At 53.5% G+C, this 25,910-nt stretch carries 23 protein-coding genes; 10 read left to right on the forward strand and 13 right to left on the reverse strand.

Annotation, left to right across the window (positions count from 1 at the left end; translation table 11 throughout):
• Window positions 1-6: 6 nt before the first annotated feature.
• Both nfuA and gntX read right to left on the reverse strand, forming a co-directional pair.
• Window positions 7-582 carry a Fe-S biogenesis protein NfuA gene (nfuA, locus tag IB196_RS01560; RefSeq protein ID WP_005121621.1) on the reverse strand — a complete coding sequence of 192 codons (576 nt, stop codon included), beginning with the start codon at window positions 580-582 and terminating at the stop codon, window positions 7-9.
• Window positions 583-640: 58 nt separating this feature from the next.
• A complete protein-coding gene (gntX, locus tag IB196_RS01565; protein WP_005121622.1) occupies window positions 641-1,324 on the reverse strand; it encodes a DNA utilization protein GntX in 684 nt (227 codons plus the stop codon).
• Window positions 1,325-1,361: 37 nt separating this feature from the next.
• On the opposite strand from gntX, the gene bioH reads away from it, so the two are divergent.
• On the forward strand, window positions 1,362-2,141 hold the full coding sequence (bioH, locus tag IB196_RS01570; RefSeq protein ID WP_005121623.1) for a pimeloyl-ACP methyl ester esterase BioH: 780 nt from the start codon (window positions 1,362-1,364) through the stop codon (window positions 2,139-2,141).
• Window positions 2,142-2,231: 90 nt separating this feature from the next.
• Here the strand turns inward: bioH and feoC are convergent, their stop codons facing one another.
• The 5 genes from feoC to greB all read right to left on the reverse strand — a co-directional run bounded on the left by feoC (window position 2,232) and on the right by greB (window position 8,324).
• On the reverse strand, window positions 2,232-2,468 hold the full coding sequence (gene feoC, locus IB196_RS01575) for a [Fe-S]-dependent transcriptional repressor FeoC (RefSeq protein ID WP_003023516.1): 237 nt from the start codon (window positions 2,466-2,468) through the stop codon (window positions 2,232-2,234).
• Between the two features lie 11 nt (window positions 2,469-2,479).
• Window positions 2,480-4,798 (reverse strand): Fe(2+) transporter permease subunit FeoB, encoded by a 2,319-nt coding sequence (gene feoB / locus IB196_RS01580; RefSeq protein WP_188232006.1) that lies wholly within the window; start codon window positions 4,796-4,798, stop codon window positions 2,480-2,482.
• An 18-nt stretch (window positions 4,799-4,816) separates the two neighbouring features.
• The gene (feoA, locus tag IB196_RS01585; protein ID WP_003023519.1) at window positions 4,817-5,044 is read right to left on the reverse strand and encodes a ferrous iron transporter A; all 228 of its coding nucleotides are present in this window, start codon (window positions 5,042-5,044) and stop codon (window positions 4,817-4,819) included.
• Between the two features lie 374 nt (window positions 5,045-5,418).
• A complete protein-coding gene (locus IB196_RS01590) occupies window positions 5,419-7,752 on the reverse strand; it encodes a Tex family protein (RefSeq protein WP_188232007.1) in 2,334 nt (777 codons plus the stop codon).
• 98 nt (window positions 7,753-7,850) lie between these two features.
• Complete coding sequence (gene greB, locus IB196_RS01595; protein WP_005121627.1) at window positions 7,851-8,324, reverse strand: transcription elongation factor GreB; 474 nt, start codon at window positions 8,322-8,324, stop codon at window positions 7,851-7,853.
• A gap of 225 nt (window positions 8,325-8,549) precedes the next feature.
• Here greB and ompR point away from each other — a divergent pair, with 225 nt between their 5' ends.
• Both ompR and envZ read left to right on the forward strand, forming a co-directional pair.
• Window positions 8,550-9,269 (forward strand): two-component system response regulator OmpR, encoded by a 720-nt coding sequence (gene ompR, locus IB196_RS01600; protein ID WP_001157751.1) that lies wholly within the window; start codon window positions 8,550-8,552, stop codon window positions 9,267-9,269.
• The gene (gene envZ, locus IB196_RS01605; protein WP_040231728.1) at window positions 9,266-10,618 is read left to right on the forward strand and encodes a two-component system sensor histidine kinase EnvZ; all 1,353 of its coding nucleotides are present in this window, start codon (window positions 9,266-9,268) and stop codon (window positions 10,616-10,618) included. Before ompR ends, envZ begins: the two co-directional genes overlap by 4 nt.
• A 74-nt stretch (window positions 10,619-10,692) precedes the next feature.
• Here envZ and pckA read toward each other — a convergent pair whose 3' ends face one another.
• Window positions 10,693-12,315 (reverse strand): phosphoenolpyruvate carboxykinase (ATP), encoded by a 1,623-nt coding sequence (gene pckA / locus IB196_RS01610; RefSeq protein WP_188232009.1) that lies wholly within the window; start codon window positions 12,313-12,315, stop codon window positions 10,693-10,695.
• Window positions 12,316-12,693: 378 nt separating this feature from the next.
• Between pckA and IB196_RS01615 the strand changes: the two genes are divergently transcribed.
• A complete protein-coding gene (locus IB196_RS01615) occupies window positions 12,694-14,412 on the forward strand; it encodes a DUF4153 domain-containing protein (protein WP_188232010.1) in 1,719 nt (572 codons plus the stop codon).
• 73 nt (window positions 14,413-14,485) lie between these two features.
• Here the strand turns inward: IB196_RS01615 and hslO are convergent, their stop codons facing one another.
• The 4 genes from hslO to igaA all read right to left on the reverse strand — a co-directional run bounded on the left by hslO (window position 14,486) and on the right by igaA (window position 18,667).
• On the reverse strand, window positions 14,486-15,364 hold the full coding sequence (gene hslO, locus IB196_RS01620) for an Hsp33 family molecular chaperone HslO (protein ID WP_005121631.1): 879 nt from the start codon (window positions 15,362-15,364) through the stop codon (window positions 14,486-14,488).
• Window positions 15,365-15,388: 24 nt separating this feature from the next.
• Window positions 15,389-15,790, reverse strand: a complete 402-nt coding sequence (hslR, locus tag IB196_RS01625; RefSeq protein WP_048213553.1) for a ribosome-associated heat shock protein Hsp15 — start codon at window positions 15,788-15,790, stop codon at window positions 15,389-15,391.
• Between the two features lie 10 nt (window positions 15,791-15,800).
• A complete protein-coding gene (gene yrfG, locus IB196_RS01630) occupies window positions 15,801-16,469 on the reverse strand; it encodes a GMP/IMP nucleotidase (protein ID WP_005121633.1) in 669 nt (222 codons plus the stop codon).
• A gap of 62 nt (window positions 16,470-16,531) precedes the next feature.
• Complete coding sequence (igaA, locus tag IB196_RS01635) at window positions 16,532-18,667, reverse strand: intracellular growth attenuator protein IgaA (RefSeq protein WP_188232011.1); 2,136 nt, start codon at window positions 18,665-18,667, stop codon at window positions 16,532-16,534.
• 322 nt (window positions 18,668-18,989) lie between these two features.
• On the opposite strand from igaA, the gene nudE reads away from it, so the two are divergent.
• Complete coding sequence (nudE, locus tag IB196_RS01640; RefSeq protein ID WP_040231782.1) at window positions 18,990-19,550, forward strand: ADP compounds hydrolase NudE; 561 nt, start codon at window positions 18,990-18,992, stop codon at window positions 19,548-19,550.
• Between the two features lie 120 nt (window positions 19,551-19,670).
• On the opposite strand, the gene mrcA is transcribed toward nudE, so the two are convergent.
• Window positions 19,671-22,223, reverse strand: coding sequence for a peptidoglycan glycosyltransferase/peptidoglycan DD-transpeptidase MrcA (gene mrcA, locus IB196_RS01645; protein ID WP_005121637.1), 2,553 nt, complete (start codon window positions 22,221-22,223; stop codon window positions 19,671-19,673).
• Window positions 22,224-22,343: 120 nt separating this feature from the next.
• Here mrcA and IB196_RS01650 point away from each other — a divergent pair, with 120 nt between their 5' ends.
• The 5 genes from IB196_RS01650 to hofQ are packed head-to-tail and all read left to right on the forward strand — an operon-like array spanning window position 22,344 to window position 25,657.
• Window positions 22,344-23,123, forward strand: a complete 780-nt coding sequence (locus tag IB196_RS01650; RefSeq protein ID WP_005121638.1) for a hypothetical protein — start codon at window positions 22,344-22,346, stop codon at window positions 23,121-23,123.
• On the forward strand, window positions 23,123-23,662 hold the full coding sequence (locus tag IB196_RS01655) for a PilN domain-containing protein (RefSeq protein WP_188232012.1): 540 nt from the start codon (window positions 23,123-23,125) through the stop codon (window positions 23,660-23,662). Before IB196_RS01650 ends, IB196_RS01655 begins: the two co-directional genes overlap by 1 nt.
• Complete coding sequence (locus tag IB196_RS01660) at window positions 23,646-24,113, forward strand: hypothetical protein (protein ID WP_005121640.1); 468 nt, start codon at window positions 23,646-23,648, stop codon at window positions 24,111-24,113. Before IB196_RS01655 ends, IB196_RS01660 begins: the two co-directional genes overlap by 17 nt.
• A complete protein-coding gene (locus IB196_RS01665) occupies window positions 24,103-24,507 on the forward strand; it encodes a HofP DNA utilization family protein (RefSeq protein ID WP_072041457.1) in 405 nt (134 codons plus the stop codon). Before IB196_RS01660 ends, IB196_RS01665 begins: the two co-directional genes overlap by 11 nt.
• A complete protein-coding gene (hofQ, locus tag IB196_RS01670; RefSeq protein ID WP_005121641.1) occupies window positions 24,419-25,657 on the forward strand; it encodes a DNA uptake porin HofQ in 1,239 nt (412 codons plus the stop codon). Before IB196_RS01665 ends, hofQ begins: the two co-directional genes overlap by 89 nt.
• Window positions 25,658-25,910: the final 253 nt, after the last annotated feature.

Here is a 25,910-nt window from a genome sequence, read left to right on the forward strand (position 1 = left end):
TGGTCGTTAGTAGTAAGAGTGCTCGCCACGCTGGTGTTCGGTTAAATCGCGAACGCCTTTCAGTTCAGGGAATTCAGCCAGCAGCTGCTTCTCGATACCTTCTTTCAGCGTCACATCGACCATTGAACAACCGTTACAGCCGCCGCCAAACTGCAGAATGGCGAAGCCTTCATCGGTAATTTCCATCAGGGAGACACGGCCACCGTGGCCTGCCAGCTGTGGGTTGATCTGTGATTGCAGCATGTACTCCACGCGTTCCATCAGCGGCGCATCATCGGCAACTTTGCGCATTTTGGCGTTCGGTGCTTTCAGCGTCAGCTGAGAACCTAATTGGTCAGTGACGAAATCGATTTCTGCATCTTCCAGATACGGTGCGCTCAGTTCATCAACATATGCGGTCAGCAGGTCAAATTTAATGGCGGTGTCGGTTGCTTCCACGGCGTCCGGCGGACAATAAGAAACGCCGCATTCAGCGTTAGGCGTGCCGGGATTGATCACAAATACACGGATTTGTGTCCCTTCTTCCTGATTTGCCAGCAGTTTGGCAAAGTGCGCTTGTGCAGCATCGGAAATATGGATCATAGTAATGGCCTAATAGTTGACTATTTTACTTGGTTATAATACGCCCATCATCGAGGCTCTACAAGGTTCGACACAGGCACCATACCTGGACAGTCGCCGCGCCGTTGCGTAAAAGCAGCTGCGCGATTTCCGCGACGGTACTTCCGGTAGTGACGACATCATCCACAATAACCATATGGAGTCCCTGTACCGGCAATTCAAGGCGAAAGGCGTTTTTCAGGTTACGTTTACGCAATCGGGCGCTGAGATGGTGCTGCGTGGCGGTTGCTCGAACCCGCGTGATGGTCCGGCTGTCCCAGCCGCAGCCCAGCCAGCGCGCCAGGGGGCGACACAGTAATTCGCTCTGATTAAACCCTCTGCGCCAGTGCCGGCGTTGCCAGAGCGGGACGCTGACGAGCCTGTCCGGCAGGGGAAGACCGCTGACGCGCCGGGCCTGTAATACCTCCAGCAACAGCAAACGTGAAAGGGTGGAGGCCATTTCACTGCGTCGCGAAAACTTGAACTGGTGGATAAGTCCGCTCAACGGCGGAACATAGTTGCTGACGGTGACCAGGCGCTGCCACGGCGGTGGTTTTTGTAGGCAACGTCCGCAGGGAACGACATCGTGGGCGGCAGGGAGTCCGCATTGAGGGCAAAGGCTGACGTGCTGACGCGTTGCCCGTGCGCAGACTGAACAGATCCCCCAATGCCCTAACGTCAGGGGCATTCGGCATAGCCAGCACAATCCCGGTACTGTTAGCATAGAAACATCCTGTTAGGCTAAAAGAGAACAATAACTGATGAATGACATCTGGTGGCAGACCCAGGGTTCGGGAAATTGCCATCTTGTGCTACTGCACGGATGGGGACTGAATGCGCAAGTGTGGCATTGCATAAGCGAGGAACTGAGCTCGCATTTCACGCTGCATCTTGTCGACTTACCAGGATTTGGCCGCAGCCAGGGTTTCGGCGCGATGTCGCTGGAAGAGATGGCTGAGCGAGTATTAAAACAGGCACCGGAGAAAGCTATTTGGCTCGGCTGGAGTCTGGGTGGTCTGGTGGCGAGCCAGGTCGCATTGACCCATCCTGAGCGCGTTCAGGCGCTGGTGACTGTGGCATCTTCCCCTTGCTTTAGCGCGCGCGAGGAGTGGCCAGGCATCAAGCCAGACGTGCTGGCAGGTTTCCAGCAGCAGTTGAGCGAGGATTTTCAGCGTACGGTGGAGCGTTTTCTGGCGTTGCAAACGATGGGCACGGAAACCGCCCGTCAGGATGCGCGAGCGCTGAAGAAAACGGTGTTGGCATTACCCATGCCGAACGTCGAAGTGCTCAATGGCGGACTGGAGATCCTGAAAACGGTCGATTTGCGTGAGCCATTGTGCTCGGTGGAAATGCCTTTCCTGCGGTTGTACGGTTATCTTGACGGGTTGGTTCCGCGCAAAGTCGTCCCGATGCTCGATGCCCTGTGGCCGCAGAGCGAGTCACTGGTGTTTGCCAAAGCGGCGCATGCGCCGTTTATCTCGCATCCTGCCGAGTTTTGCGCAGCGCTGGTGGCGTTAAAACAGAAACTGAATTGTTTCTAAAGTAACGGATATCTGCATAAACGAGTTATCCGGCCTGAACATTTGCAGTTATTTGTAGGCCGGATAAGCGTAGCGCCATCCGGCATCAAACTAGCGCAAAGCCCACCACTCGCGCAGACAGGCTTTACCTTCCGGGCAACTTTTGCAGCTTCCGGAGAGACACCCGTCGGCATCTTCCTGAATCCGCACGGCTTTACCCATCTTTTCTAACTGATTCAGCATGGCGTCAATCATCGGCTGCGGGGTGTGCAGCGTGTGGCTAATTTGTGTTGCCTCCATGCGCCCCCGCAAAGCCAATAAATCACGAACCTGAATAAGCGATGCCATTGTCGATAACCTTAGTGGCAATCGCCAGTGGTGCTGGAGCAGCAGGAACTTGCCGTTCGGTTGGTCGCCAGCAGTGCGAGGTCTACGCGGCTACGAGCCCGACGCAGCAGGCCCAGCAACACGATGTTAAACAGGATGACCGCTAAAATGCACACCAGGCTGTAGGTCGGGTGTTCTTTGTAGCTAACCGTCTGATAAAACAGCGTTGACAGCGAATAAGCGATATTGAGCCCCCACAGAACCGAGAAGCCCATCCAGCCACGGCTGGATTCGCGTGCGATAGCGCCCATCACTGAAATGCACGGCACATACAGCAGCACGAAAATCAGGTAGCTGTACGCGGCGGCGGCGCTGCCAAATTTCTCGCCCATCACACCCATTGCGCCCGTCGCCATTTCACCGTCGCCCTTGCTGGCTTCGATAGGGTTAGCCAGTACGCTCAGGCTGAAGGTGTCTTTCAGGCTTTGCCAGGTTTCATCCACCGCACCGAGCAGCTCGTCGCCAAGGTGGAAATCTGCCGGATTGAACTCTTCTTCCTGAATGTTTTCTGCGGTATAGAGCGTGTTCAACGTACCCACCACCACTTCTTTCGCCATCGCGCCGGTGAACAAACCTACGGTTGCCTGCCAGTTATCTTCGTGAACGCCAATCGGTTTAAACACAGGGGTAATAACACGGCTAACGGAGGCCAGAGCAGAGTCGTTGATGTTGTCGACGATTTTTCCGCTGAGCGAGAAGCTGTTAAACGCGCTGAGGAAAATGCTGACGATGATGATGACTTTACCCGCACGCAGAACGAAGCCTTTCAGGCGTTGCCAGGTCTGAATGATCAGACTCTTGATGTGCGGCACGTGGTACACCGGCAGCTCCATCACGAACGGCGTTGCTTCACCACGCATGATGGTGTGTTTGAGCATCAGACCGGTCAACACCGCCATCACGATACCCAGCACGTACAGCGAGAAGACCGCCAGCGCGCCGTTCTGACCAAAGAACGCCGCGGCAAAGACGGCGAAAATCGCCAGACGTGCGCCGCAGGACATAAACGGCGCCATCATGATGGTCATCAGACGTTCACGCGGGGCGTCCAGCGTACGTGCGCCCATCACGGACGGTACATTACAGCCAAAGCCGACGATCAGCGGGACAAATGATTTGCCCGGCAGTCCCAGCGCCTGCATCAGACGATCCATCACAAACGCGGCGCGCGCCATGTAGCCGGAGTCTTCGAGGAAGGAGAGGAACAGATACATCATGCCGATTTGCGGTACCAGCGGCAGGACGGTGTTAATCCCGCCGCCAAGCCCCTGTGCGAGGAAGATAGTGAGCCAGTCCGGGAAGTGCAGCGTGTAGCCAATCCACTGAATACCATGGATAAAGATCGCCACGGAGCCGACGTCAAACAACGGTTGCAGCGCACCGCCAATGTTGATGGCGAGCAGGAACATCAGGTACATCACGAACAGAAAAATCGGCAGACCGAGGAAGCGGTTAAGGACGATTTTATCTACTGCGGTGGTGAAGCGGCTGGGTTCTGCGGTCAGGGTGTTGCTGACGGTATCGCAGATAGCGGCAATACACTGGTAACGGGCATCGGCAATATGCAGCGCCGGATCGTCCATCGTTTCGCTCAGACGAGCAACGGCAGCATCCAGGTTTTGTGCGGCATCACCGGCGTAAGCGCGGCTGTAAATATCGCCTTCCAGCATCTGCAGGCCCAGCCAGCGGCGCTGTTTCAGTGGCATGTCTTTGGTCATTGCATCGGCGAGGGAGTCCGCTTCCTGCAACAACGGCTGGGCATAATGGACCAGCTCGACGGTGTCGTTTTCCTTGTAGCGATCAATCGCCAGCTTCAGCGCTTCAATACCACGCGCACGGGTGGAAACCAGTGGCACTACCGGGCAGCCAAGACGAGCAGAAAGGGCGTCGATATCGATACGGATTTGCTGCTTCTCAGCAATGTCCAGCATGTTCAGCGCGACGATGCAGGGGATGCCCAACTCAAGCAGTTGCAACGTCAGGTAGAGGTTGCGTTCAAGGTTTGACGCATCGACCACGTTGATCAACAGATCCGCATCACCGCTTAAAATGTAGTGGCAGGCAATTTGCTCATCGAGCGACGTCTGCGATGAGATCGTCGTCAGTGAATAGGTACCGGGTAAGTCGACCAGCGTGACCTGATGGTCTGTGGTCGCGAAATGGCCCTCTTTACGCTCGACGGTCACACCAGCCCAGTTACCCACACGCTGGCGTGCACCGGTGAGCTGGTTAAATAAGGTTGTCTTGCCGGAATTAGGATTACCAATTAAACCAATGGTTAATTTTTTCATTTTTATAGACTCACTGTATTAACAGGAAACCGCTTCCACTTCTAATAACGCCAGATCTTTCTTACGCAATACCAGACTTACGCGACGTGTTTCGATATGGATAGGATCGCCGAGCGGGGCGACGCGTACCACGTTGAAGGAGGAGCCGGGCAGCATGCCAAGTGACAACAGTTTCTGACGATAAGCCGGGCTGATTTCACGGGCAAAGCCGGTAATTTTCCACGCACTGTCAGGAGTGAATTGCATAGGGACCTACTTATATCTCGCTAACTGGATGATTACCTCATGGGGCGACAGGGCGGCATGAGACCAGATGATTAGCCAACGTAAGGAAAGAGTAAATAATCAACAAAACAATGATAATGAGAATGGTTTCTATCATCAATAGAATAAATGTGACGGAATGTGGAATTAGATAATAATTTGCGCCAATTTTGATATGCCTCAACATTTATTCTGGTTTGGAACGAATGATTCGTGAAGGTAATTATTGAGAATCTTAATGTTTAATTAAGGTTTCATCTGTTAATAAAGTGATAAATATATTGTGGTGAAAAGCGGGGAATATATTAAATATGCCGGATAAGGTATTGACACCGTCATCCGGCACAAAGGTCACACTAGCGTTTTTTACCCATTGCCGCCGCCAGCGCATCCATCATCGCGCTGTTGCCCGCGGGTTGAGCGTCACGACCGCGAGGTTTTACGGCTTTCGGTGCCGGGCGATTGCCCTGAGCGCGATCGTTGTTCCCGCCGCCGCGACGCGCATTGGTTTCACCCGGCTGCTCGTCCAGACGCATGGTCAGCGCGATACGCTTACGTTGCAGGTCAACTTCCAGCACTTTCACCTTCACAATGTCACCCGCTTTCACCACGGTGTGTGGATCGTCGACGAACTTATTCGACAGCGAAGAGATATGCACCAGACCGTCCTGGTGAACGCCGATATCCACAAACGCACCGAAATTGGTGACGTTGGTGACCGCCCCTTCCAGAATCATTCCTGGCAGCAGGTCGTTCATGGTTTCAACGCCATCAGCAAACTGCGCGGTTTTGAATTCAGGACGCGGGTCACGACCTGGTTTTTCCAGCTCTTTGATGATGTCGGTGACAGTTGGTACCCCGAATCGTTCATCGGTAAAATCGGCGGCTTTCAGATTGCGCAGTTCGTCGCTGTTGCCCATCAGGTCACGCAGCGATTGTTCGGTTGCTGCCAGAATGCGTTCCACTATCGGGTAGGCTTCCGGGTGAACCGTGGAAGCATCCAGCGGGTTATCGCCGTGGTTGATACGCAGGAAGCCCGCGCACTGTTCAAAGGCTTTTGGCCCCAGACGGCTGACTTTCAGCAACTGCTGACGGTTCTGGAACTGGCCGTTCTCATCACGCCAGGCGACGATGTTTTGCGCCATCATGCGCGTCAGGCCGGCAACGCGGGTCAGCAGGGGGACGGAGGCTGTGTTCAGATCGACGCCGACGGCATTTACGCAGTCTTCCACCACCGCATCCAGCTTACGGGCAAGCTGGGTCTGGCTAACGTCGTGCTGATACTGACCCACGCCGATAGATTTCGGATCGATTTTCACCAGCTCAGCCAGCGGGTCCTGCAGACGACGGGCGATAGACACCGCGCCACGCAATGACACGTCGAGATCCGGGAACTCCTGTGCCGCCAGCTCGGAAGCAGAGTAAACCGATGCCCCGGCTTCACTGACGATCACTTTCTGTGCGGTCACTTGCGGGAATTGCTTCTGTACATCGAGGAAGAAACGCTCGGTTTCACGCGACGCCGTACCGTTACCAATCGCCACCAGCTCTACGTGGTATTTCTCACATAACGCCGCAACGGCAACGGCGGCTTTGGCAGCCTGACCGGTATGTGGATAAATAGTGTCGGTGGCGACCAGCTTGCCGGTACCGTCAACAACCGCCACTTTTACACCGGTACGCAGACCGGGATCGAGGCCCATGGTGGCGCGCAGACCCGCAGGCGCGGCCATCAGCAGATCGTGCAGGTTACGGGCAAAGACGTTAATGGCCTCATCTTCCGCACGTTCACGCACGGTGCCCATCAGTTCGGTTTCGAGGTGCATCAGTACCTTAATGCGCCATGTCCAGCTGACAACGCCTTTACGCCAGCTGTCTGCTGGTGCGTTGTTCAGGCGCAGGCCCAGATGATCGCGGATTATCTGCTCGCCGTGGCTCTCTTTTGGCGGCTCATCAAACTGTGGATCGGCATTCAGAGAAAGCTGTAGCACGCCTTCGTTACGCCCACGGAACATGGCCAGCGCACGGTGAGAAGGAACGGTGGAGATCGGCTCATGGTGATCGAAGTAATCGCGGAATTTTGCACCTTCTTCTTCTTTCCCGCTCACCACAGTGGAGACCAGATGGGCATTTTTCCACAGGTAGTCACGGACTTTTGCCAGCAGGGCGGCATCTTCGGCAAAGCGCTCCATCAGGATGTAGCGCGCGCCGTCGAGAGCGGCTTTGGTATCCGCCACGCCGTTTTCGGCATTGAGATATTTAGCGGCTTCGGTTTCCGGGTCGTGAGACGGCTCGTTCCACAGCAGATCCGCCAGAGGCTCAAGGCCTGCTTCAATGGCGATTTGTCCACGGGTACGGCGTTTAGGTTTGTACGGCAGGTAGAGGTCTTCGAGTTCGGTCTTACTTAACGTGCCGTTGATTGCCTTCACCAGGTCGTCGGTCAGTTTGCCTTGCTCGCCGATAGATTTCAGGATCGCCTGACGGCGGTCTTCCAGTTCCCGCAGATATCCCAGACGGGTTTCCAGATTACGCAGCTGCGTGTCATCCAGACCGCCGGTGATTTCCTTACGATAACGTGCGATAAACGGCACGGTGTTCCCTTCATCAAGCAGGCGAACGGCAGCTTCTACCTGTTCAGCACGAGCCTGAATTTCACCTGCGATAATGCGGCAGAAAGAATCATTCATCATGGATAGCTTCGTCTATAGGATAAAAAATCAGGGGATAGTTATACGGACTGACTGGCAAAAATGCCAGTCATCTGCAGGGGCTTCGGATTGTTCCGGTCTCACTTCACGTATTCGATCTCGTTCACGTACCAGCTGGCTTCCCCGGCAGGGGTGTTCACCACCGCGAGATCGCCGACCTCTTTTTTCAGCAGCGCACGCGCCATGGGGGAATCGATAGAGATGTAATCCTTACGGCCAAAGATTTCATCGTAGCCGACAATGCGGAATTTACGGATATCGCCATCGTCGTTTTCAATCTCGACCCACGCGCCAAAGAAGACTTTACCCTCTTGCTGCGGGGAGTAATCGACAATTTTCAGATTCTCCATGCACTTGGTCAAATAACGGACGCGACGGTCAATCTCGCGCAGGCGCTTTTTATTATACTGGTAGTCGGCATTTTCGCTGCGGTCGCCCAGACTTGCGGCCCAGGTAACCTTCTTGGTGACTTCCGGGCGCTCTTCACGCCAGAGATAATTGAGCTCTTGTTTGAGTTTTTCATACCCTTCACGGGTTATCAGGGGCGTTTTCATCTTATTGTTTTACCTTCGACTCTGTGATGATGCGCACAATTAGTATTACATGAGCATATCAACAGAATAAATAATGTATTGCGAGAAACATTGTATACTTAAGCTGCTGTTTAATATGCTTTGTAACAATTTAGCCTGGAATTCATACCAGAATTCGCTGGTGACTCACGCTAGCTTTCTTAAGAATATACACTTAATTGTTGCGAACCTTTGGGAGTAATAACAATGCAAGAGAACTATAAGATTCTGGTGGTCGATGACGACATGCGCCTGCGCGCGCTTCTGGAACGTTATCTGACCGAGCAGGGCTTCCAGGTTCGAAGCGTCGCAAACGCTGAGCAGATGGATCGTCTGCTGACCCGTGAGTCCTTCCACTTGATGGTTCTGGATTTAATGCTGCCGGGGGAAGATGGCCTGTCAATTTGCCGCCGCCTGCGCAGTCAAAGCAACCCGATGCCGATCATTATGGTGACGGCGAAGGGCGAAGAGGTTGACCGTATCGTTGGACTGGAAATCGGTGCTGACGATTACATCCCGAAACCGTTTAACCCGCGTGAACTGCTGGCGCGTATTCGCGCTGTGTTGCGTCGTCAGGCGAACGAACTGCCGGGCGCACCTTCTCAGGAAGAAGCTGTTATCGCTTTCGGTAAGTTTAAGCTGAACCTGGGGACTCGTGAAATGTTCCGCGAAGATGAGCCTATGCCGCTCACCAGCGGTGAATTTGCGGTGCTGAAAGCGTTGGTAAGTCACCCACGTGAACCGCTGTCCCGCGATAAACTGATGAACCTGGCGCGGGGTCGTGAGTACTCTGCGATGGAACGTTCCATCGACGTGCAGATTTCTCGTCTGCGTCGTATGGTGGAAGAAGACCCGGCGCATCCTCGTTATATTCAGACCGTATGGGGTCTGGGCTATGTTTTTGTTCCGGACGGTTCTAAAGCATGAGGCGAATGCGCTTCTCGCCACGAAGTTCGTTTGCTCGCACGTTATTGCTTATCGTCACCTTGCTGTTTGCCAGCCTGGTGACGACCTACCTTGTGGTGCTGAACTTCGCGATTCTGCCAAGCCTCCAGCAGTTTAATAAGGTTCTGGCCTACGAAGTCCGTATGCTGATGACTGATAAACTGCAACTGGAGGACGGTACGCAACTGGTAGTGCCACCTGCATTTCGTCGGGAAATTTACCGTGAGCTCGGTATTTCCCTCTATTCCAACGAGGCCGCTGAAGAAGCCGGTCTGCGTTGGGCGCAACACTATGAATTCTTAAGCCATCAGATGGCACAGCAGCTGGGCGGCCCGACGGAAGTCCGCGTTGAGGTGAACAAGAGCTCGCCTGTCGTCTGGCTGAAAACCTGGCTGTCGCCCAACATTTGGGTACGCGTGCCGCTCACTGAAATACATCAGGGTGACTTCTCACCGCTGTTCCGCTATACGCTGGCGATCATGCTGCTGGCTATTGGTGGCGCGTGGCTATTTATCCGTATTCAGAACCGACCGTTGGTGGATCTTGAACATGCGGCGTTACAGGTGGGGAAAGGCATTATTCCGCCGCCGCTGCGCGAATATGGCGCCTCTGAGGTGCGCTCTGTTACCCGAGCCTTCAACCATATGGCCGCCGGCGTAAAGCAGTTGGCCGATGACCGTACGTTGTTAATGGCGGGCGTGAGCCATGATTTACGCACCCCGCTTACGCGTATCCGTCTGGCGACGGAAATGATGGGCGAAGAAGACGGATACCTCGCGGAGTCCATCAACAAGGACATCGAAGAGTGTAATGCCATTATTGAACAGTTCATCGATTACCTGCGCACTGGTCAGGAGATGCCGATGGAGATGGCCGATCTGAACTCGGTATTAGGTGAAGTGATCGCGGCAGAAAGTGGTTACGAGCGTGAAATCGATACTGCATTACGCCCTGGCGTCATTCAGGTGAAGATGCACCCACTGTCTATCAAACGCGCGGTTGCTAATATGGTGGTTAACGCCGCCCGTTACGGTAATGGCTGGATTAAGGTCAGCAGCGGTATGGAAGCGCATCGCGCCTGGTTCCAGGTGGAAGATGATGGCCCAGGCATCAAGCCGGAGCAGCGGAAACATCTGTTCCAGCCGTTTGTCCGCGGTGACAGCGCGCGTAGCACCAGCGGTACGGGGCTGGGACTGGCGATTGTACAGCGTATTATTGATAACCATAACGGTATGCTGGAAATTGGGACCAGTGAGCGAGGTGGGCTGTCGATACGCGCCTGGCTTCCGGTTCCTTTCACGCGCGCGCAGGGTATCACGAAAGACGTATAAGAAAGGGAGGCGAAATGCCTCCCTTTTTGTTGCTGTAGACCGGATATGGCGAAACCGCTATCCGACGCTTTTCGTTACAGCTTCGGTTCGGCGCTAACCAGTGCTTCACCCGCAGGGGTGTCGGTGTATTTCTCGAAGTTCTCGATAAACAGTTTCGCCAGCGCGTTGGCTTTTTCCTGCCACTGCTCCGGAGACGCGTAGGTATTACGCGGATCGAGAATGCGCGTATCCACGCCTGGCAGCTCGGTCGGGATTGCGAGGTCAAACATCGGCAGACGGAACGTTTCCGCATCATCCAGCGAGCCGTTCAGAATGGCATCGATAATCGCGCGAGTATCTTTGATAGAGATACGCTTACCAGTACCGTTCCAGCCGGTGTTAACCAGATATGCCTGCGCACCTGCCGCCTGCATGCGTTTCACCAGCACTTCTGCGTACTGCGTTGGGTGCAGCGACAGGAATGCCGCGCCAAAGCAGGCGGAGAAGGTTGGCGTTGGCTCAGTTACGCCACGCTCGGTGCCAGCCAGTTTGGCGGTAAAGCCAGACAGGAAGTGATACTGCGTTTGATCTGCCGTCAGACGAGAGACCGGCGGCAGTACGCCAAATGCGTCGGCGGTCAGGAAGATGACTTTGGTGGCATGACCCGCTTTTGACACCGGCTTAACGATATTGTCGATGTGATAAATCGGGTAGGAAACGCGGGTGTTCTCGGTTTTGGAACCATCATCGAAATCGATGGAGCCATCTTCGCGCACGGTGACGTTTTCCAGCAGGGCATCACGGCGGATCGCGTTGTAGATTTCCGGCTCAGCATCTTTAGACAGTTTGATGGTCTTCGCGTAGCAACCGCCTTCAAAGTTAAACACGCCGTCGTCATCCCAGCCGTGTTCGTCATCGCCAATCAGGCGGCGTTTCGGGTCGGTGGACAGCGTGGTTTTACCGGTACCGGACAGGCCAAAGAAGACCGCCACATCACCTTTTTCACCGACGTTTGCTGAGCAGTGCATCGATGCAATGCCTTTCAGCGGCAGCAGGTAGTTCATGACGGAGAACATACCTTTCTTCATCTCGCCGCCGTACCAGGTGCCGCCAATTAACTGAATGCGTTCCGTCAGGTTAAACGCCACGAAGTTTTCGGAGTTCAGACCCTGTTCTTTCCACTGTGGGTTAGTGCATTTTGCACCGTTCATCACGATGAAATCAGGTTTGAAATCAACCAGTTCTTCGTCGCTCGGGCGGATGAACATGTTTTTGACAAAATGTGCCTGCCAGGCGACTTCGGTAATGAAGCGCACGGCAAGACGGGTATCCGCATTAGCACCGCAGAAAGCATCAATGATAAACAGACGTTTGCCGGAGAGTTGATGGGTGACTAACCCTTTCAAATGCTGCCAGGTTTCCTGGGAAAGCGGTTTGTTGTCGTTCTTACCTTTACCTTTGTCTGACCACCAGAGTGTGTCTCGTGTGGTGTCGTCACGGACAATGTACTTATCCTTTGGCGAACGTCCGGTAAAGATACCGGTATCAACTGCAACGGCGCCCAGATTCGTTAACACGCCACGCTCATAACCTTCCAGGTTTGGATCAAGTTCTTCCTGATAAAGCGTGTCGTAGTCTGGATTGTAAACGATATCCTGAACGTCATTGATACCATAAGCCTTGAGATCTTGCGGGGTTAAACTGTTGTTCACACGCATTTCACTGCTCCTTAGCCAATATGTATTACCTGGAATAGTAAGGTTTTTTAGGGATTGCTAACCGCGACAAGGCTCATAGATTTACGCATCCGGTAATTCCACGAATAACCGAATACGCTGCGACTCCTGTCACAAAGAGGCGGATATTATGGCAGGAAACCCTTTTTTGTTGTGGAAAATGTTCTTAAAACGTTAATGGATAGTGTTTTTGGCGGGAATATTGTGAGTGTAATCGCATTCACGTAAGAAAATAACGTAACTCATACATAAACAATATCGATTCACTTCCCGTCGCTTTAGTCTGAAATCAGCCTGCCAATGCTCAAAATTGTGAAGTTGATGCGATAATTAGCTTTTCCCTTCATTCTGGAAACTGACATGGATAGTGCTGAAATTTCACGTACGACGCGTTTGGGCATGATATTTATCGGCCTGTTGCAGGGGGCATTATGCTACCTGCTGATGACATATCTGGTTCCCCATAACGACGACTGGCTGTTCTATGGCATGCCTGCGACGATTGCGATCACCTCGGCACTTTTGCTTACTGTCGTTTCTTTCAAACAACGCGCGCTGTGGTACTGGATGGCGCTGATCTTTGTTGTGGTGCTGGCGATGAGCGTCTGGCTAAAGTGGCAAGTCGAGGACAGTGATAAGTGGCGGCAACATGAAGTTTTTATGTTCTACGGTTGGCGCTTACTGCTGATGGCGATGCTTGCCTTGCCCTGGATTCAGTACTCGCTTCATGTCTCTCGTGAGCAGGCGCGTTACCCGCATTTTTATCGGCAATTGTGGCTTAATGCGTTGACGTTGCTGATTGTCTTTGTCGCCAACGGCCTGTTCTGGCTGGTGCTCCTGCTATGGAGCGAGATGTTTAAGCTGGTCGGTATTCCCTTCTTCAGCACGCTCTTCTTTGATACCGACTGGTTTGGCTATGTGGCCTTTGGTCTGATTACCGCACTGGCAGTGGTACTGGCGCGTACGCAGTCGCGTCTGGTTGCTGCGGTGCAAAAGTTGCTGACGTTCCTTGCCACGGGTTTACTCCCGTTGGTTGCACTGTTAGCGCTGATGTTTATGCTGACCCTGCCTTTTACCGGACTGGACGCTATCTCACAGCGCGTGTCAGCGGCTGGCCTGATGTCAACGCTGACGCTGCTCCTATTGCTGTTGATGGCTATCGTGCGTGAACCGCACAAAGAGGCGTTACCCTATCCTGGCGCGTTACGCTACCTGATCAAATGCTCTCTGATTGTCGCGCCCATCTATATGCTGATTGCCGGTTGGTCACTGTGGGTGCGAATACAGCAGTACGGTTGGACGCCTGAGCGTTTGTATAGCGTGCTGGTGGTCGTGGTACTGCTGGTATGGTCGTTTGGCTATCTGGCGAGCATTTTACGCCGCGGGCGCAATCCGCTTGAGCTTCAGGGTCCGGTCATTCTTGGCGTTTCGTTGCTGGCGTTGGGGCTGTTGGTTCTGCTGTCGTCGCCGGTTATTGATGCCTGGCGTATTAGCGTCAACAGCCATATGGGGCTGTATCACAGTGGTAAAATTAAACCTGATCAGGTCAGCTTGTATATGTTGGATCGCAGCGGGAAGGTGGGGCGTGCGGCGCTGCAAGCGTTACAGAAGGACGAAGCGTTCAACAGCGACAACAAACGCAAACGTGATTTAAACAGTATTCTTCAGGGGAATCGCGATCCGATTCAGGCACTTGCCGCCACTCAGTTAGCGCCAAAAGTGATGATCGCACCGGGTAGCAAGCAACCCGATGAGGCCTTCTGGACGTTTGTCAAAGAGCATAGCTACCGTATTACCTCCTGCGTTGAGCAGAACGCGTGCGTGCTGGTCGATCAGGATCTTAATGCTGATGGTAAACCTGAACAGGTGCTGTATGCCTTTGGTGATGGCGAGAGCCTGGTTTTTTCCATGCAAAAGGGAAAATGGGAGCTTATTGCGTCAGGTCAGCTACCTGAAGGGTTCAATAAAGATAAATTGCTCAAGGCGGTGGCGAATCATCAACTGGATTCAGCCCCAAGAGTCTGGCGGGATATCACTATTGATGGTAAAAGACTGCCGATGAATTATTACACCGAGTGAGTGTGTTTGCCGGATGGCGGCGAGAACGCCTGATCCGGCCTACAACCGTTTACCTGTAGGCCGGACAAGGGGATTAATGTACCTGCGGGTCCGCCGGAGAGGCGTTGCTGCGGATCTCTGCAATATCCATGGCGTTAAACAGATAGTGGCTACCGCAGTAATCGCAGTGCATATCGATCTCGCCTTCTTCCGCCAGAATGCTGTCAACTTCTTCATCCGGCAGCGTTTTCAGAGCGCCCGCGCAGCGTTCGCGTGAACAGGTACATTTGAACTCCACATCCTGCGGATCGTAGAGGGTGACTTCTTCTTCGTGGTACAAACGCCACAGAACTTCGTTGGCTGGCAGCGTCAGCAACTCTTCGGCTTTGATGGTTTCTGTCAGTGCTGCAAGGTGATCGAAATCATCTGCCTGCGCGTTTTGCGCTGGCATGACCTGCAACAGCATACCGCCAGCAGCAGGTTTACCGTCGACGTCGCCAGTACGGATGAACAGACGCGTCGGCAGCTGTTCTGAACGCATGAAGTAATCTTCCAGGCAGGCCGCCAGCGTGTCACCTTCCAGACCGACCACGCCCTGATAGCGCTCACCTTCTTCCGGGGTAATGGTGATCACCAGGTAGCCGTTGCCCACCAGGGTTTTCAGATCGGCATCTTCAGGGATATCGCCCTGTATACGAGCCACGCCGCGCATCTGTTGGTTGTTGTTGCCATTAATTACCGCCAGGCTCAACGGACCGTCGCCCTGCAACTGCACAGTGATATCACCGGCAAACTTCAGCGTTGCGGTCAGCAGGCTGGTGGCAACCAGCAGCTCCGCCAGCACGGTTTTGACCGGCTGTGGGTAAGTATGATTTTCGAGGATCTGTTGCAGGGTTTGTGAAACGGTTACCAGTTCGCCGCGCACGGCAAAGTTTTCAAACAGATAACGATGTAATTGGTCATGTTGCGGCATAATCATCTCTCTTGCAGGTGACAGTCACTCGCTGTCGCCGTGTTTAAATCGTAACAGGTCGCGGCGCTCTTTTTTGTCCGGTCGCCTGTCCGGGTGCGGCATGGTTAACGCGTTAAGTTTACGCGCCAGCGCCATTTTTTCGCGTTTTTCCACGCTTTCCGCGGTTTCTTCATACAGCATAACGGCTTCAGTTGCCGGGCGACGCTGCTCGCTAATGGCTTTAATAATGACCGTTCGTTCGTCATTTCCCTGGCGCAGGGTGAGGGTGGCATTTAGCTCGACAATCTTACTCGGCTTGCTGCGCTGCCCGTTGTAATGCACCTTACCGCCTTCAACCATTTCGCGGGCGACTGCGCGCGTTTTATAAAAGCGTGCTGCCCACAGCCATTTATCCAGCCTGACTTCGACAGGGGGCTTTTCTTTCATGGCGTCTCCTTCACATCAGTGAGGGGATCAGTCGGCGGTAGTCATTCAATGACGGATGACGTGCATACTGTTTTTCCGCTGTACCGGAGTCGGGATTGGTTACGCCGAGGCAGTAACGAATGCCGAATTGAGCAGCGGCGTCGAGAATCGGTTCGCTGTCGTCAATAAACAACGTCTTCTCTGCACTCATTCCCGTTTCTTCAGCGACAGCGTGCCATAACCGCTGATCCTCTTTGGGATAACCAAATGTGTGGGTGGAAAGTAATAAATCAAGGTGTGAGGCCAGACCGGTATGCTGAAGCTTCACCGCCAGGTTATGCGGATGCGCATTGGTGAGCAAAATACGACGTTTGCCGCTCGCTTTCAGGGCATCAAGGAACGGTACCGTATCTTCACGCAGTACGGCGCGTGGTCCCTGTGCGGTTGTCATGGCGCATATATCCAGACCCAGGCGTTCGCTCCAGTAATCCAGGCAGTACCAGTTTAGCGTATGCTGTACGGCATGATACTGCTGACGAATAAATTCCTGGGCTTCCTGGGGAGAGATACCCTGTTGCGCGCCGTAGGTTTCCGGCACCAGTTTTTGCCAGAAATAGTTATCGAATGCCAGATCGAGCAGCGTACCGTCCATATCCAGCAGAACGGTGTCGACGTCCCGCCAGGCAATATCTATGTGCATGGAAACTCCCCAGAGGAAAACAAGATGCGCGACAGGGTAGCATATTCCGTCGCGCGGGCGTGTTATCGAATCAGGCTTTCTGGGTCTTCAATCAGCGTTGGATTCAGGCAACTCTCGTAATATTCCTGAATCTCCGTGATGCGCGAACGATGACGCTGGTAGCGCCTGCATGCCTGAACGCTGTTGTAGATAGCGCATCCCAGCATGGAGAGCATCAGCAGCGTGGTGCCAAGGTAACGCCATAAACCTGAACGATCCGGGATCCGGTGCAGGCCAATGTGCTGGGTACCGTTGGCGTCGGTCGAGATGTTGGTGACAATCCCTTCAGCGCGAAATGGCGTTTGCATAAGCATCTGGGCAAGGCGCTGGAAAGCGTTCCATTGCTCTTGTGGCGGATAGTCGTACAACGAAGTCGCAGGCCACGGCTGATCAACCAGGTCGCTGCCTTCGTCACTGATAATCAGGAAACCACCGGGGGCAGGGCTATTCAGTGCCTGAGCCGCCCGGGCGGTCTCGCGTGAAATGAACGGTGCCGTTGAGGTATTCACCAGGTTATCCAGTGATTCGGCGCTTACCGGACGCAACAGCACATTCACACCATCCAGTTTCCCGGCGTTTGCTCGCTTAACCAGAGCGTTCCAGTCCTTACTGTTACCCAGGTTAACCAGGGCATTTTTCAGGCGTACGCATTCATCTTCGGCGGCACACAGATCGGCGGTTTTCAGGACAATATCGCCAAAATCATCCAGCAACACCATGCCGGACTTCTGAATGGCTGAGCGTAATGATGAGCTGACGCGAGAGTCATCGTCGGGTTTGGGATGCAGTTGGCGGCTAACACTTTGGGTCAGTGCGGTCGCCTTATTGACCAGGTCGGACTCAGGCAGCGGCAGGGCGCGCGCGTCATTCCATATAATCTGCGAACAATCAAATGGCATAAAAGGTGTCGCGGGTTGTGCGTTCCAGCTCCCCTGAGTGTGGATGTTACACATCCCCGTGCCACTCAGATGCAGCGTGTCGCCCACGCGAACGCCTGCCTTTTCCAGTTGCTTAACGCTGGTGGCCTCAACAGTTTGCGCCCCTTTCATCCAGGAAAGCGTAAGTTTAATTGGCATATCCAACGGAACCCAAAACAGCAGCATTAGCAATACCAGCAAAGAACCGCCGGCAATAACGGCGCTGCGTAGCCAGTGTTGCAACGGGAAGTTTTTCACCTCGTCATGCAAAGATAAAAAACGCCCCTGGCGGACAACATGGCGATCCAGATAGATATCAATATCCGTTTGCTGGCCGAGATCCTGCGCAATGTAAGGCTGCCAGTGTGGTGGATAAATCAGGTCAATAATACCCAGGGAGATATTATTAATTTGCTCCTGATCGTTTTCACCAAACAGCCCCCAGCGACGTGGAGTTCCACGCAGACAGTGGATTTCTCGTAGAGCCGTTTTAGACGGTGGTGCAAACAGGCCCCACAGACCGGCAGCCAGCAGCAACACCGCGCCACCGGCGGTCAACGGTACGAACGTGTCTGGTATGATTAAACAGAAAAAGAACAGCAGGAATGATGCGGCAATCAGTAACGCTTCGCGCAATCCCGACGGGCGGCTGAGAGCGTATTCTTCATGCGTTTCCTGACGAATATTCAGCAGTTCAATCTGCTCGCTTTCTTCACCACGAATAGATGCCTGAGTAGACACGGTGTGCTGTAGGGCGTAGCCGCGCGCTTCCTGCATATACTCTTTCAACGTATGACCGTTCAACGAGATAACCAGCGGCAACGTATTGGTGTGGATCAGCTCAACGCTGTTTTCGTCATTGATGTATTGTTCCCAGAAGGGAGGCAAATGCACTTCGACGGAGTCGAGATAGTAGCGCCATTTATTCGGATCGTCGGTGGTGATGCCATAGCGCGTAATTGAATGCGTCAGTACGATGACGCTATTACTTTGGGCATTCAGGGTTAACGATACAGGTGCCGAACTGGCACCTGTTGGGCCAGGCACCTGCTGAATTTGACTGAGGTTTTCGAGATAGTTTTCGACCGCGCCACGTTCTTCGGGTGTTAGTTTGCGCTTAGAGGCGTCAGAGAAGACGTTGCTCAACGGTAATTTTTGTTGTCTGAATTTTGATCTGAATCGCCACCCTGCAAGCAATGAGCAGGCCAGCAAAGCAGCTAAAAAAATCAGAATGGTGCTCATGCTTTCCCCATCTTACTTAGTCTGTCAGGCGTGGTCAGTCGCACCCTGTTCAATATTCGTGATTCTGTGGTTGGCTATCGGCAAGTGTGGAGTTGAACTTGAGCATCTTTAAGTACAGCCCAATAAATGCGAATAATAGCAAAATCACCAAAAATGGAATATCAGCAAATTCCTGGAGTTATTTCAACCTATTGACTTTTAATTTGAAATAGGGATTAACTTTTAGTACGTTACATAAATGTAAATAAACGGCAATTCACATTGCCGAAACCGTGCTGTATATCGCACAATAACCCCAGATTTCACAGCAAAGATCCTCATGATGAGCAAATCATTACAAAAACCCACGATTTTGAAAGTGGAAACCGTCGCACAATCCCGGCTGTTTAAAGTCGAAAGCGTGGACCTTGAGTTCAGCAACGGCGTACGTCGTGTTTATGAGCGTATGCGCCCATCCACGCGCGAAGCGGTAATGATTGTGCCGATTGTGGATGATCACCTGATCCTCATTCGCGAGTATGCGGTCGGAACCGAATCCTACGAGCTTGGTTTTTCCAAAGGGTTAATCGATCCGGGTGAAAGCGTGTTTGAAGCGGCTAACCGTGAACTGAAAGAAGAAGTGGGATACGGTGCGAAGGACCTGACGTTTTTGAAAAAACTCAGCATGGCGCCTTCCTATTTCTCCAGCAAGATGAATATTGTGGTCGCTGAGGATCTTTATCCTGAGTCGCTGGAAGGTGACGAGCCCGAGCCATTGCCACAGGTGCGCTGGCCGCTGGCGCATTTGATGGATCTGCTGGAGGATCCTGATTTTCACGAAGCGCGTAATGTCAGTGCGCTGTTCCTCGTGCGCGAATGGCTGAAAGGGCTGGGGCGATTGTAGTTTATATTGCCGGATGGCGGCTGACGCCTTATCCGGCCTACAGAGTTCAGCACTTTCAAATAATTGCGCCGAAAATGTAGGCCGGATAAGACGCCCCTGGCGTCGTCATCCGGCAAAAGATTAGAACAACTCGTGCGTCTCACCATTATCGATAATGGTCGTCCCCACCTCATGCACCGCCTGCTGCGTCGGCTGAGTGCCTTCAATGAAATACTCTGCGCGACTGTTGCCACCACTTGCCAGTTGACCAGTGCTGCGATCGATATTGACCGTTACGATACCCGGCGGCGGCGTCAGCGGCTGCTCAGGCACACCTTCCAGCACGGACTTCATGTAGGCATCCCACGCAGGCTGTGCACTCTTCGCGCCACCTTCGTAGCCGGAGATTTGGTCTTTGATCGCGCCGGATGCCGTCGTATGTCCGAGATCGCGACGATGATCATCAAACCCGATCCATACCGAGGTCACAACCCCTGGGCCGTAGCCGGAGAACCATGCATCTTTCGAGCTGTTGGTTGTCCCGGTTTTCCCGCCGATGTCATGGCGCTGTAAATCGCGTCCTGCACGCCAGCCGGTTCCCATCCAGCCTGGTTCACCAAAGATATTGGTGTTCAACGCGCTCTTGATCAGGAAGGCCAGCGGCGTGTTGATGACGTGTGGTGCGTATTCTTGCGTTCCGCTTTGTGCGACCAGCGCCTGGTTAGCTTGTTCCAGCTGTGGCATTGGCACGGCGGCGTTTTGTTGTTCCTGAGATACCGCAACATCTTCAACGTTACTGTTTTCCAGCACGTTAGACTTCTGCGTATCGCCATAAATTACCGGGATATCACATTCCGGGCAGGCAATTTTTGGCTTTGCCTCAAAGATAACGCCACCCATATCACTTTCAATCTTACTGATGAAATACGGGTCGACCAGGAATCCACCGTTTGCCATTACCGCGTAGCCGCGAGCAACCTGCAGCGGAGTGAACGAGGCTGAACCCAGCGCCAGTGATTCAGTATGCACAATGTTCTGTGCCGGAAAGCCGAAACGCTGCAGATACTCTGCCGCGTAATCCACACCCATGGCGCGCATGGCACGAACCATCACCACGTTTTTCGACTGACCCAGCCCCTGACGTAAGCGGATAGGGCCAGCATATTGCGGCGGTGAGTTTTTCGGCTGCCAGTCGGAGCCGGCACCAGCATCCCAGCGGGAGATCGGCACGTCGTTGAGCATGCTCGCCAGCGTCAGACCTTTATCCATCGCGGCGGTATACAGGAAAGGTTTGATGTTAGAACCCACCTGGCGTAATGCCTGGGTGGCACGGTTAAACTTGCTCTGGTTGAAGTCAAAACCACCAACCAGCGCCAGCACCGCGCCGTTTTGCGGGTTGATGGAGACCAGTGCGGAGTTAACGTCAGGCACTTGCGCCAGCCACCAGGCGTCGCCAACCTGGCGTACCCAGATTTGCTGCCCGGCCTGAACCACATCGGTTACTTTACGCGGCGTCGAGCCTTGCTGGGTATCCGAACGATAAGGACGCGCCCAGCGCATACCTTCCATACGTAATGACACCGATGTTCCATCCGCCAACGCAGCGGTTGCTTCCTGTGGGTTGGCGCTGGTGACAACCGCGGGTAGCAACGGGCCGTAGGTCGGTAGCGCTTTTAGCGTATCGGTGATTTTTTTACTGTCCCAACTGCTTTCGCCCACTTTCCACAGCACGTTCGACGGGCCGCGGTAGCCGTGGCGCATGTCGTAATCCATCACGTTGTTACGTACTGCCTGCTGAGCCGCCTGCTGGACTTTGCGCGTAATGGTGGTGGTGATGCGATACCCGTCTTCATAGGCTTTCTCGCCATAACGGTTATACATCTCCTGGCGCACCATCTCGGACAGATACGGCGCAGAGAAAGCGATTTCCGGCGCGTGATAGTTGGCATCGATCGCTTCACTACGCGCCTGATCGTATTGGGCCTGGGTGATGTAGTTTTCGCTCAACATACGCGACAGTACAACGTTACGGCGCGCAGTTGCCCGGTCCATCGAATAGAGCGGGTTGAAGGTTGACGGCGCTTTTGGCAGACCGGCAATCACCGCGATTTCGCTTAAGCTGAGTTGATCCACCGTTTTACCGAAATAGACCTGCGCGGCAGCACCCACGCCATAGGCGCGATACCCCAGATAGATCTTGTTCAGATAAAGCTCAAGGATCTCGTCTTTACTCAGCAATTGCTCAATACGGATAGCCAGGAACACTTCTTTAATCTTACGCATCAGCGTACGTTCCGGACTCAGGAAGAAGTTTCTCGCCAACTGTTGGGTAATGGTACTTGCCCCTTGTGAGGCGTGGCCGGAGAACAACGCGACGCTGGCCGCACGGAAGATCCCCACCGGGTCCACCCCGTGGTGCTCATAGAAGCGGCTGTCTTCTGTGGCGATAAAGGCTTTAACCATTACCGGCGGCATTTGATCCAGCGTAACCGGAATTCGACGTTTCTCGCCATATTGCGCGATGAGTTCGCCGTCAGCACTGTAAACCTGCATTGGGATCTGCAGACGCACATCTTTTAGCGTCGCGACGTCAGGTAATTGTGGCTCGATATAGCGATAGAGGCCATAGATCGAGCCTGCTCCCAGCAGGATGCAACATACTGCAAGGATTAATAAATACTTTACGAACTTCACTGGAGATTTCCCATTTAGTGGCATTTGGGCAGTTTATAAACAAACGCGCGGTAGTATAAAGGCAAGCCAGACGCATTGATATACCCGTGGAAGGAACGGGTGATAAGGAGATCATCAGCAATGGCTTTTCGTATATGGGAAATTGGTCTGCATATTCAGCAACATGACGTGCTGGCTGTCGCTATCGTCCGTGACGCATCCGGTTGGCTCCTACAACGCTGGTGGCGTATGCCGTTGGCACATCAGGTTGTCGTTGATGGGCTCATTCGTGAGCCGGAACAGCTTACTGCGGTGCTCCTGCCGTGGAGCCGTGAGCTACCGCACAGGCACCATATTCACCTTTCTTTTCCGGCCAACAGGACGTTACAAAAAAAGTTACCCCGTCCAGCAATGACCCTGCGCGAACCAGAGCAAACGGCATGGTTGTCTGGGGCAATGGCTCGCGAACTGGATATGGAGCCGGATGCGCTGCAGTTTGATTATAGCGAAGACACGCTAAGCCCGGCGTTCAACGTGACGGCGGCACAAAGCAAAGAAATATCGGCACTCCTGACACTGATGCATCCCCTGAAAGTACAGGTTACGGCCATTACGCCGGATGCCAGCGCGTTACAGCGATTAATTCCCTACCTGCCAGAACATCAACAGTGTCTGGTCTGGCGTGATGACGCCCAGTGGTTATGGGCGACCCGTTCGGCATGGGGACGTAAATCAACGGGGGAAATTGACGATATCGACGCGCTTGCCGCGGCATTATCTCTTTGCCCTGCGGATATTGCGCTATGTGACGCCGGTGGTTTTGATCCTTTAAATGCGGTGTCCGTTCGCCAGCCACCGATTCCTACGGATAGCCACAACTTTGCTGTTGCGCTTGGGCTGGCGATGGGAGGTGTGTACTGATGACGGCGACCATCAATCTTTTGCCCTGGCGTCAGTCACGGCGATATGACCGTCTGCAATGGTGGGGAGCGTTATTGAGTGGATCTTTACTGGCAATTGTGGGTATCGCATTGGGTTATTACGCGCTTTCTCGCGTAGATAATCGGGTCGATGTACTGCTGGCTGATGCCGAAAAAATGCGGGCTGAAACCCTGATAGCGCTCAAGCCGCGCCTGCAACAGCGTCAACAACAATGGCAGCAGGCGCAACAAAGAGAAAAACGGCGTGAACAGATGCGAAGCTGGCAGTCTGTTTTACAAGGGGTGGCCGGGTTGCTGCCAGAACAGGCGTGGTTAACAGGAATGACCTGGCAGCAGGATACGCTGGAGCTGACAGGGCTGACGCTGAACGTTGCTGTGCTTCATAGACTGGAGTCGCAATTACGTAAACACCCTGGTTTTCAGTTGGGAAGCTCAGGGGAAACGCGACAAGATGCGCAGGGACACTGGCAGTTTCACTATCGTCTGATACGGAGCGTTATGCATGCAGACGCTTTGTGATGGCTGGTTAGCGCAGACGCCGCGGTTTCGACTTTTGTGCTGGGGCGGCTGGATGTTGGTTCTGATCGCAGCTGCGCTGTTGTGCCTTTATCCTGCAGAGCAGCAACGCAAAGCGCAGCAGGCAGCATTAGTCCGTCAACGCGTGGCGATTCAGGAACAATGGCGCAATCTGTATCTGCTGGCGTCATCGGTTGAACAGCCCTTTTCTCCTTCTGAAGCGAGGCCGGTTCCTTTTTCCCCATTGGTATATCAAAGCTCTCTTACACGTCTGATCCACTGGCAACCCTCCGTACGGGGAGGCGAACTGGCGCTGAAAACTGCGTGGGATGCGGTCCCTCAGGTGTTTGCCCGACTGGCGGAGCAGGGGATGAGTACGAGTCAGTTTTCTCTTAGTGCAGAAGATGCTGACGTGTTGTTGACGATACAGCTGGAGCGTCTGAATGATGACTAAGCGCTGGCTGTTCGCGTGTTTTAGCGTGCTGCTGTTGACCGGCATGCGCAATCCCTTTCAGCCACCAGAGGATCTCTGCCGGCTGGCTGAGTTGTCGGCATGGCGTTATCAGGGGGCGGTGATCCAGGGAGGGCGCTCAATTGGTTTTATGCAGGATGGTCAACACAAATGGCGGAGGGTCGAGCAACGAGATGTTCTGAATAGCATCTGGAGGGTATCTCAGGTGACAGCCCAAAGCGTAACTATCGACACAGGGAACGATTGTGAGCCATCACGGTGGCAGTGGCAACGACAAGGAGAGGCGAATGAAGCGGTGGATAGTCATCGTGCTGATGACCGTAATACCCAGCGTGCTGGCTGGGAAAGCACAAAACGTGACGCTGGTGGTGGATGATGTTCCCGTTGTACAGGTGCTGCAGGCGCTGGCGGTGCAGGAGAAGAAAAATCTGGTGGTGTCACCGGATGTCAGTGGCGTGCTGTCATTGCATCTGACGGATGTGCCGTGGAAACAGGCATTGCAGACGGTGATAAAAAGCGCCGGACTGGTGTTACGTCAGGAGGGAAACATCCTGCATGTGCATACTGTACGCTGGCAAAACGACAATACAGCCCGTCAGGAGAGTGAACAAGCGCGGATTCAGGCCGGTTTGCCGCTGGAACATCGCAGCATAATTTTGCAATACGCGGATGCCGCCGAGTTGGCAAAAGCCGGTGAAAAACTGCTGAGTACTAAAGGAAGTATAACGGTCGATAAACGTACCAACCGCTTACTGCTGCGAGACAATCCTGTTGCGCTAAACATACTGGAACAGTGGGTGGCGCAAATGGACTTGCCCGTTGAACAGGTCGAGCTGGCGGCGCATATCGTCACGATTAATGAAAAAAGTTTGCGTGAGCTGGGGGTGAAGTGGTCGCTGGCAGATGCACAATTGCCAGGGGCGGTGGGGAATGTCACCACGCTTGCCAGCGATCTTTCCGTGTCTACTGCAACATCGCGGGTGGGATTTAATATTGGCCGCATTAATGGTCGTTTGCTGGAGCTTGAGTTGTCCGCATTGGAGCAAAAACAGCAGCTCGACATCATTGCCAGCCCTCGATTACTGGCTTCTCATCTGCAACCTGCCAGTATTAAGCAGGGTAGTGAAATCCCGTATCAGGTCTCCAGTGGTGAAAGCGGCGCGACTTCCGTCGAATTTAAAGAAGCGGTGCTGGGGATGGAGGTAACGCCGACTGTGCTGCAGAAAGGGCGGATCAGACTGAAACTGCATATTAGCCAGAATGTCCCCGGGCAGGTGCTACAGCAGGCTGATGGCGAAGTGCTGGCTATCGATAAGCAGGAAATTGAAACCCTGGTGGAGGTTAAGAGCGGTGAAACGATCGCGTTGGGCGGGATTTTTTCACATAAAAATAAATCAGCCGCTGACAGTGTGCCGTTACTCGGCGACATTCCGTTGCTCGGCCATTTTTTTCGTCATGATGGTAAAGAAGATGAGCGGCGTGAGTTAGTGGTTTTTATCACGCCCAGACTGGTCCCAACAGAATAACTTATGCATGAAAACCCGTTGTTTTTGCGCTGAACACGTTTCAGAGATTTGACGTGCGGGTGTATTTAGCATACAAGGAGTACCGATTTGAGTGTCGGGACTTTTCTTTACTTATGCAGCAGTGAATACGCTTCGCCTTTCCGGTGGTGTGTCATAGGCTTATTTGGCGTCATTTGGCTACACGACACGTCGTCAGGTCAGATGTTTGCAGGGTAGCATGCCTGCCACGACCAGAAATGCGTAAGGTTTGGTG

It is taken from the genome of Citrobacter sp. C6_1 (genome assembly GCF_014596835.2).
GTDB classification, from domain to species: Bacteria; Pseudomonadota; Gammaproteobacteria; order Enterobacterales; family Enterobacteriaceae; genus Citrobacter; species Citrobacter pasteurii.

Bases quoted from the DNA above. Each gene is read 5' to 3' on its own strand.
- hslR (WP_048213553.1), bottom strand. From the start codon at position 15,790: ATGAAAGAAAAGCCCCCTGTCGAAGTCAGGCTGGATAAATGGCTGTGG.
- nfuA (WP_005121621.1), bottom strand. From the start codon at position 582: ATGATCCATATTTCCGATGCTGCACAAGCGCACTTTGCCAAACTGCTG.
- IB196_RS01660 (WP_005121640.1), top strand. From the start codon at position 23,646: ATGCAGACGCTTTGTGATGGCTGGTTAGCGCAGACGCCGCGGTTTCGA.
- yrfG (WP_005121633.1), bottom strand. From the start codon at position 16,469: ATGCACATAGATATTGCCTGGCGGGACGTCGACACCGTTCTGCTGGAT.
- igaA (WP_188232011.1), bottom strand. From the start codon at position 18,667: ATGAGCACCATTCTGATTTTTTTAGCTGCTTTGCTGGCCTGCTCATTG.
- hslO (WP_005121631.1), bottom strand. From the start codon at position 15,364: ATGCCGCAACATGACCAATTACATCGTTATCTGTTTGAAAACTTTGCC.
- greB (WP_005121627.1), bottom strand. From the start codon at position 8,324: ATGAAAACGCCCCTGATAACCCGTGAAGGGTATGAAAAACTCAAACAA.
- pckA (WP_188232009.1), bottom strand. From the start codon at position 12,315: ATGCGTGTGAACAACAGTTTAACCCCGCAAGATCTCAAGGCTTATGGT.
- feoC (WP_003023516.1), bottom strand. From the start codon at position 2,468: ATGGCATCGCTTATTCAGGTTCGTGATTTATTGGCTTTGCGGGGGCGC.
- IB196_RS01665 (WP_072041457.1), top strand. From the start codon at position 24,103: ATGATGACTAAGCGCTGGCTGTTCGCGTGTTTTAGCGTGCTGCTGTTG.
- IB196_RS01655 (WP_188232012.1), top strand. From the start codon at position 23,123: ATGACGGCGACCATCAATCTTTTGCCCTGGCGTCAGTCACGGCGATAT.
- IB196_RS01650 (WP_005121638.1), top strand. From the start codon at position 22,344: ATGGCTTTTCGTATATGGGAAATTGGTCTGCATATTCAGCAACATGAC.
- feoA (WP_003023519.1), bottom strand. From the start codon at position 5,044: ATGCAATTCACTCCTGACAGTGCGTGGAAAATTACCGGCTTTGCCCGT.
- ompR (WP_001157751.1), top strand. From the start codon at position 8,550: ATGCAAGAGAACTATAAGATTCTGGTGGTCGATGACGACATGCGCCTG.
- gntX (WP_005121622.1), bottom strand. From the start codon at position 1,324: ATGCTAACAGTACCGGGATTGTGCTGGCTATGCCGAATGCCCCTGACG.
- envZ (WP_040231728.1), top strand. From the start codon at position 9,266: ATGAGGCGAATGCGCTTCTCGCCACGAAGTTCGTTTGCTCGCACGTTA.
- feoB (WP_188232006.1), bottom strand. From the start codon at position 4,798: ATGAAAAAATTAACCATTGGTTTAATTGGTAATCCTAATTCCGGCAAG.
- IB196_RS01615 (WP_188232010.1), top strand. From the start codon at position 12,694: ATGGATAGTGCTGAAATTTCACGTACGACGCGTTTGGGCATGATATTT.
- nudE (WP_040231782.1), top strand. From the start codon at position 18,990: ATGAGCAAATCATTACAAAAACCCACGATTTTGAAAGTGGAAACCGTC.
- IB196_RS01590 (WP_188232007.1), bottom strand. From the start codon at position 7,752: ATGATGAATGATTCTTTCTGCCGCATTATCGCAGGTGAAATTCAGGCT.
- hofQ (WP_005121641.1), top strand. From the start codon at position 24,419: ATGAAGCGGTGGATAGTCATCGTGCTGATGACCGTAATACCCAGCGTG.
- bioH (WP_005121623.1), top strand. From the start codon at position 1,362: ATGAATGACATCTGGTGGCAGACCCAGGGTTCGGGAAATTGCCATCTT.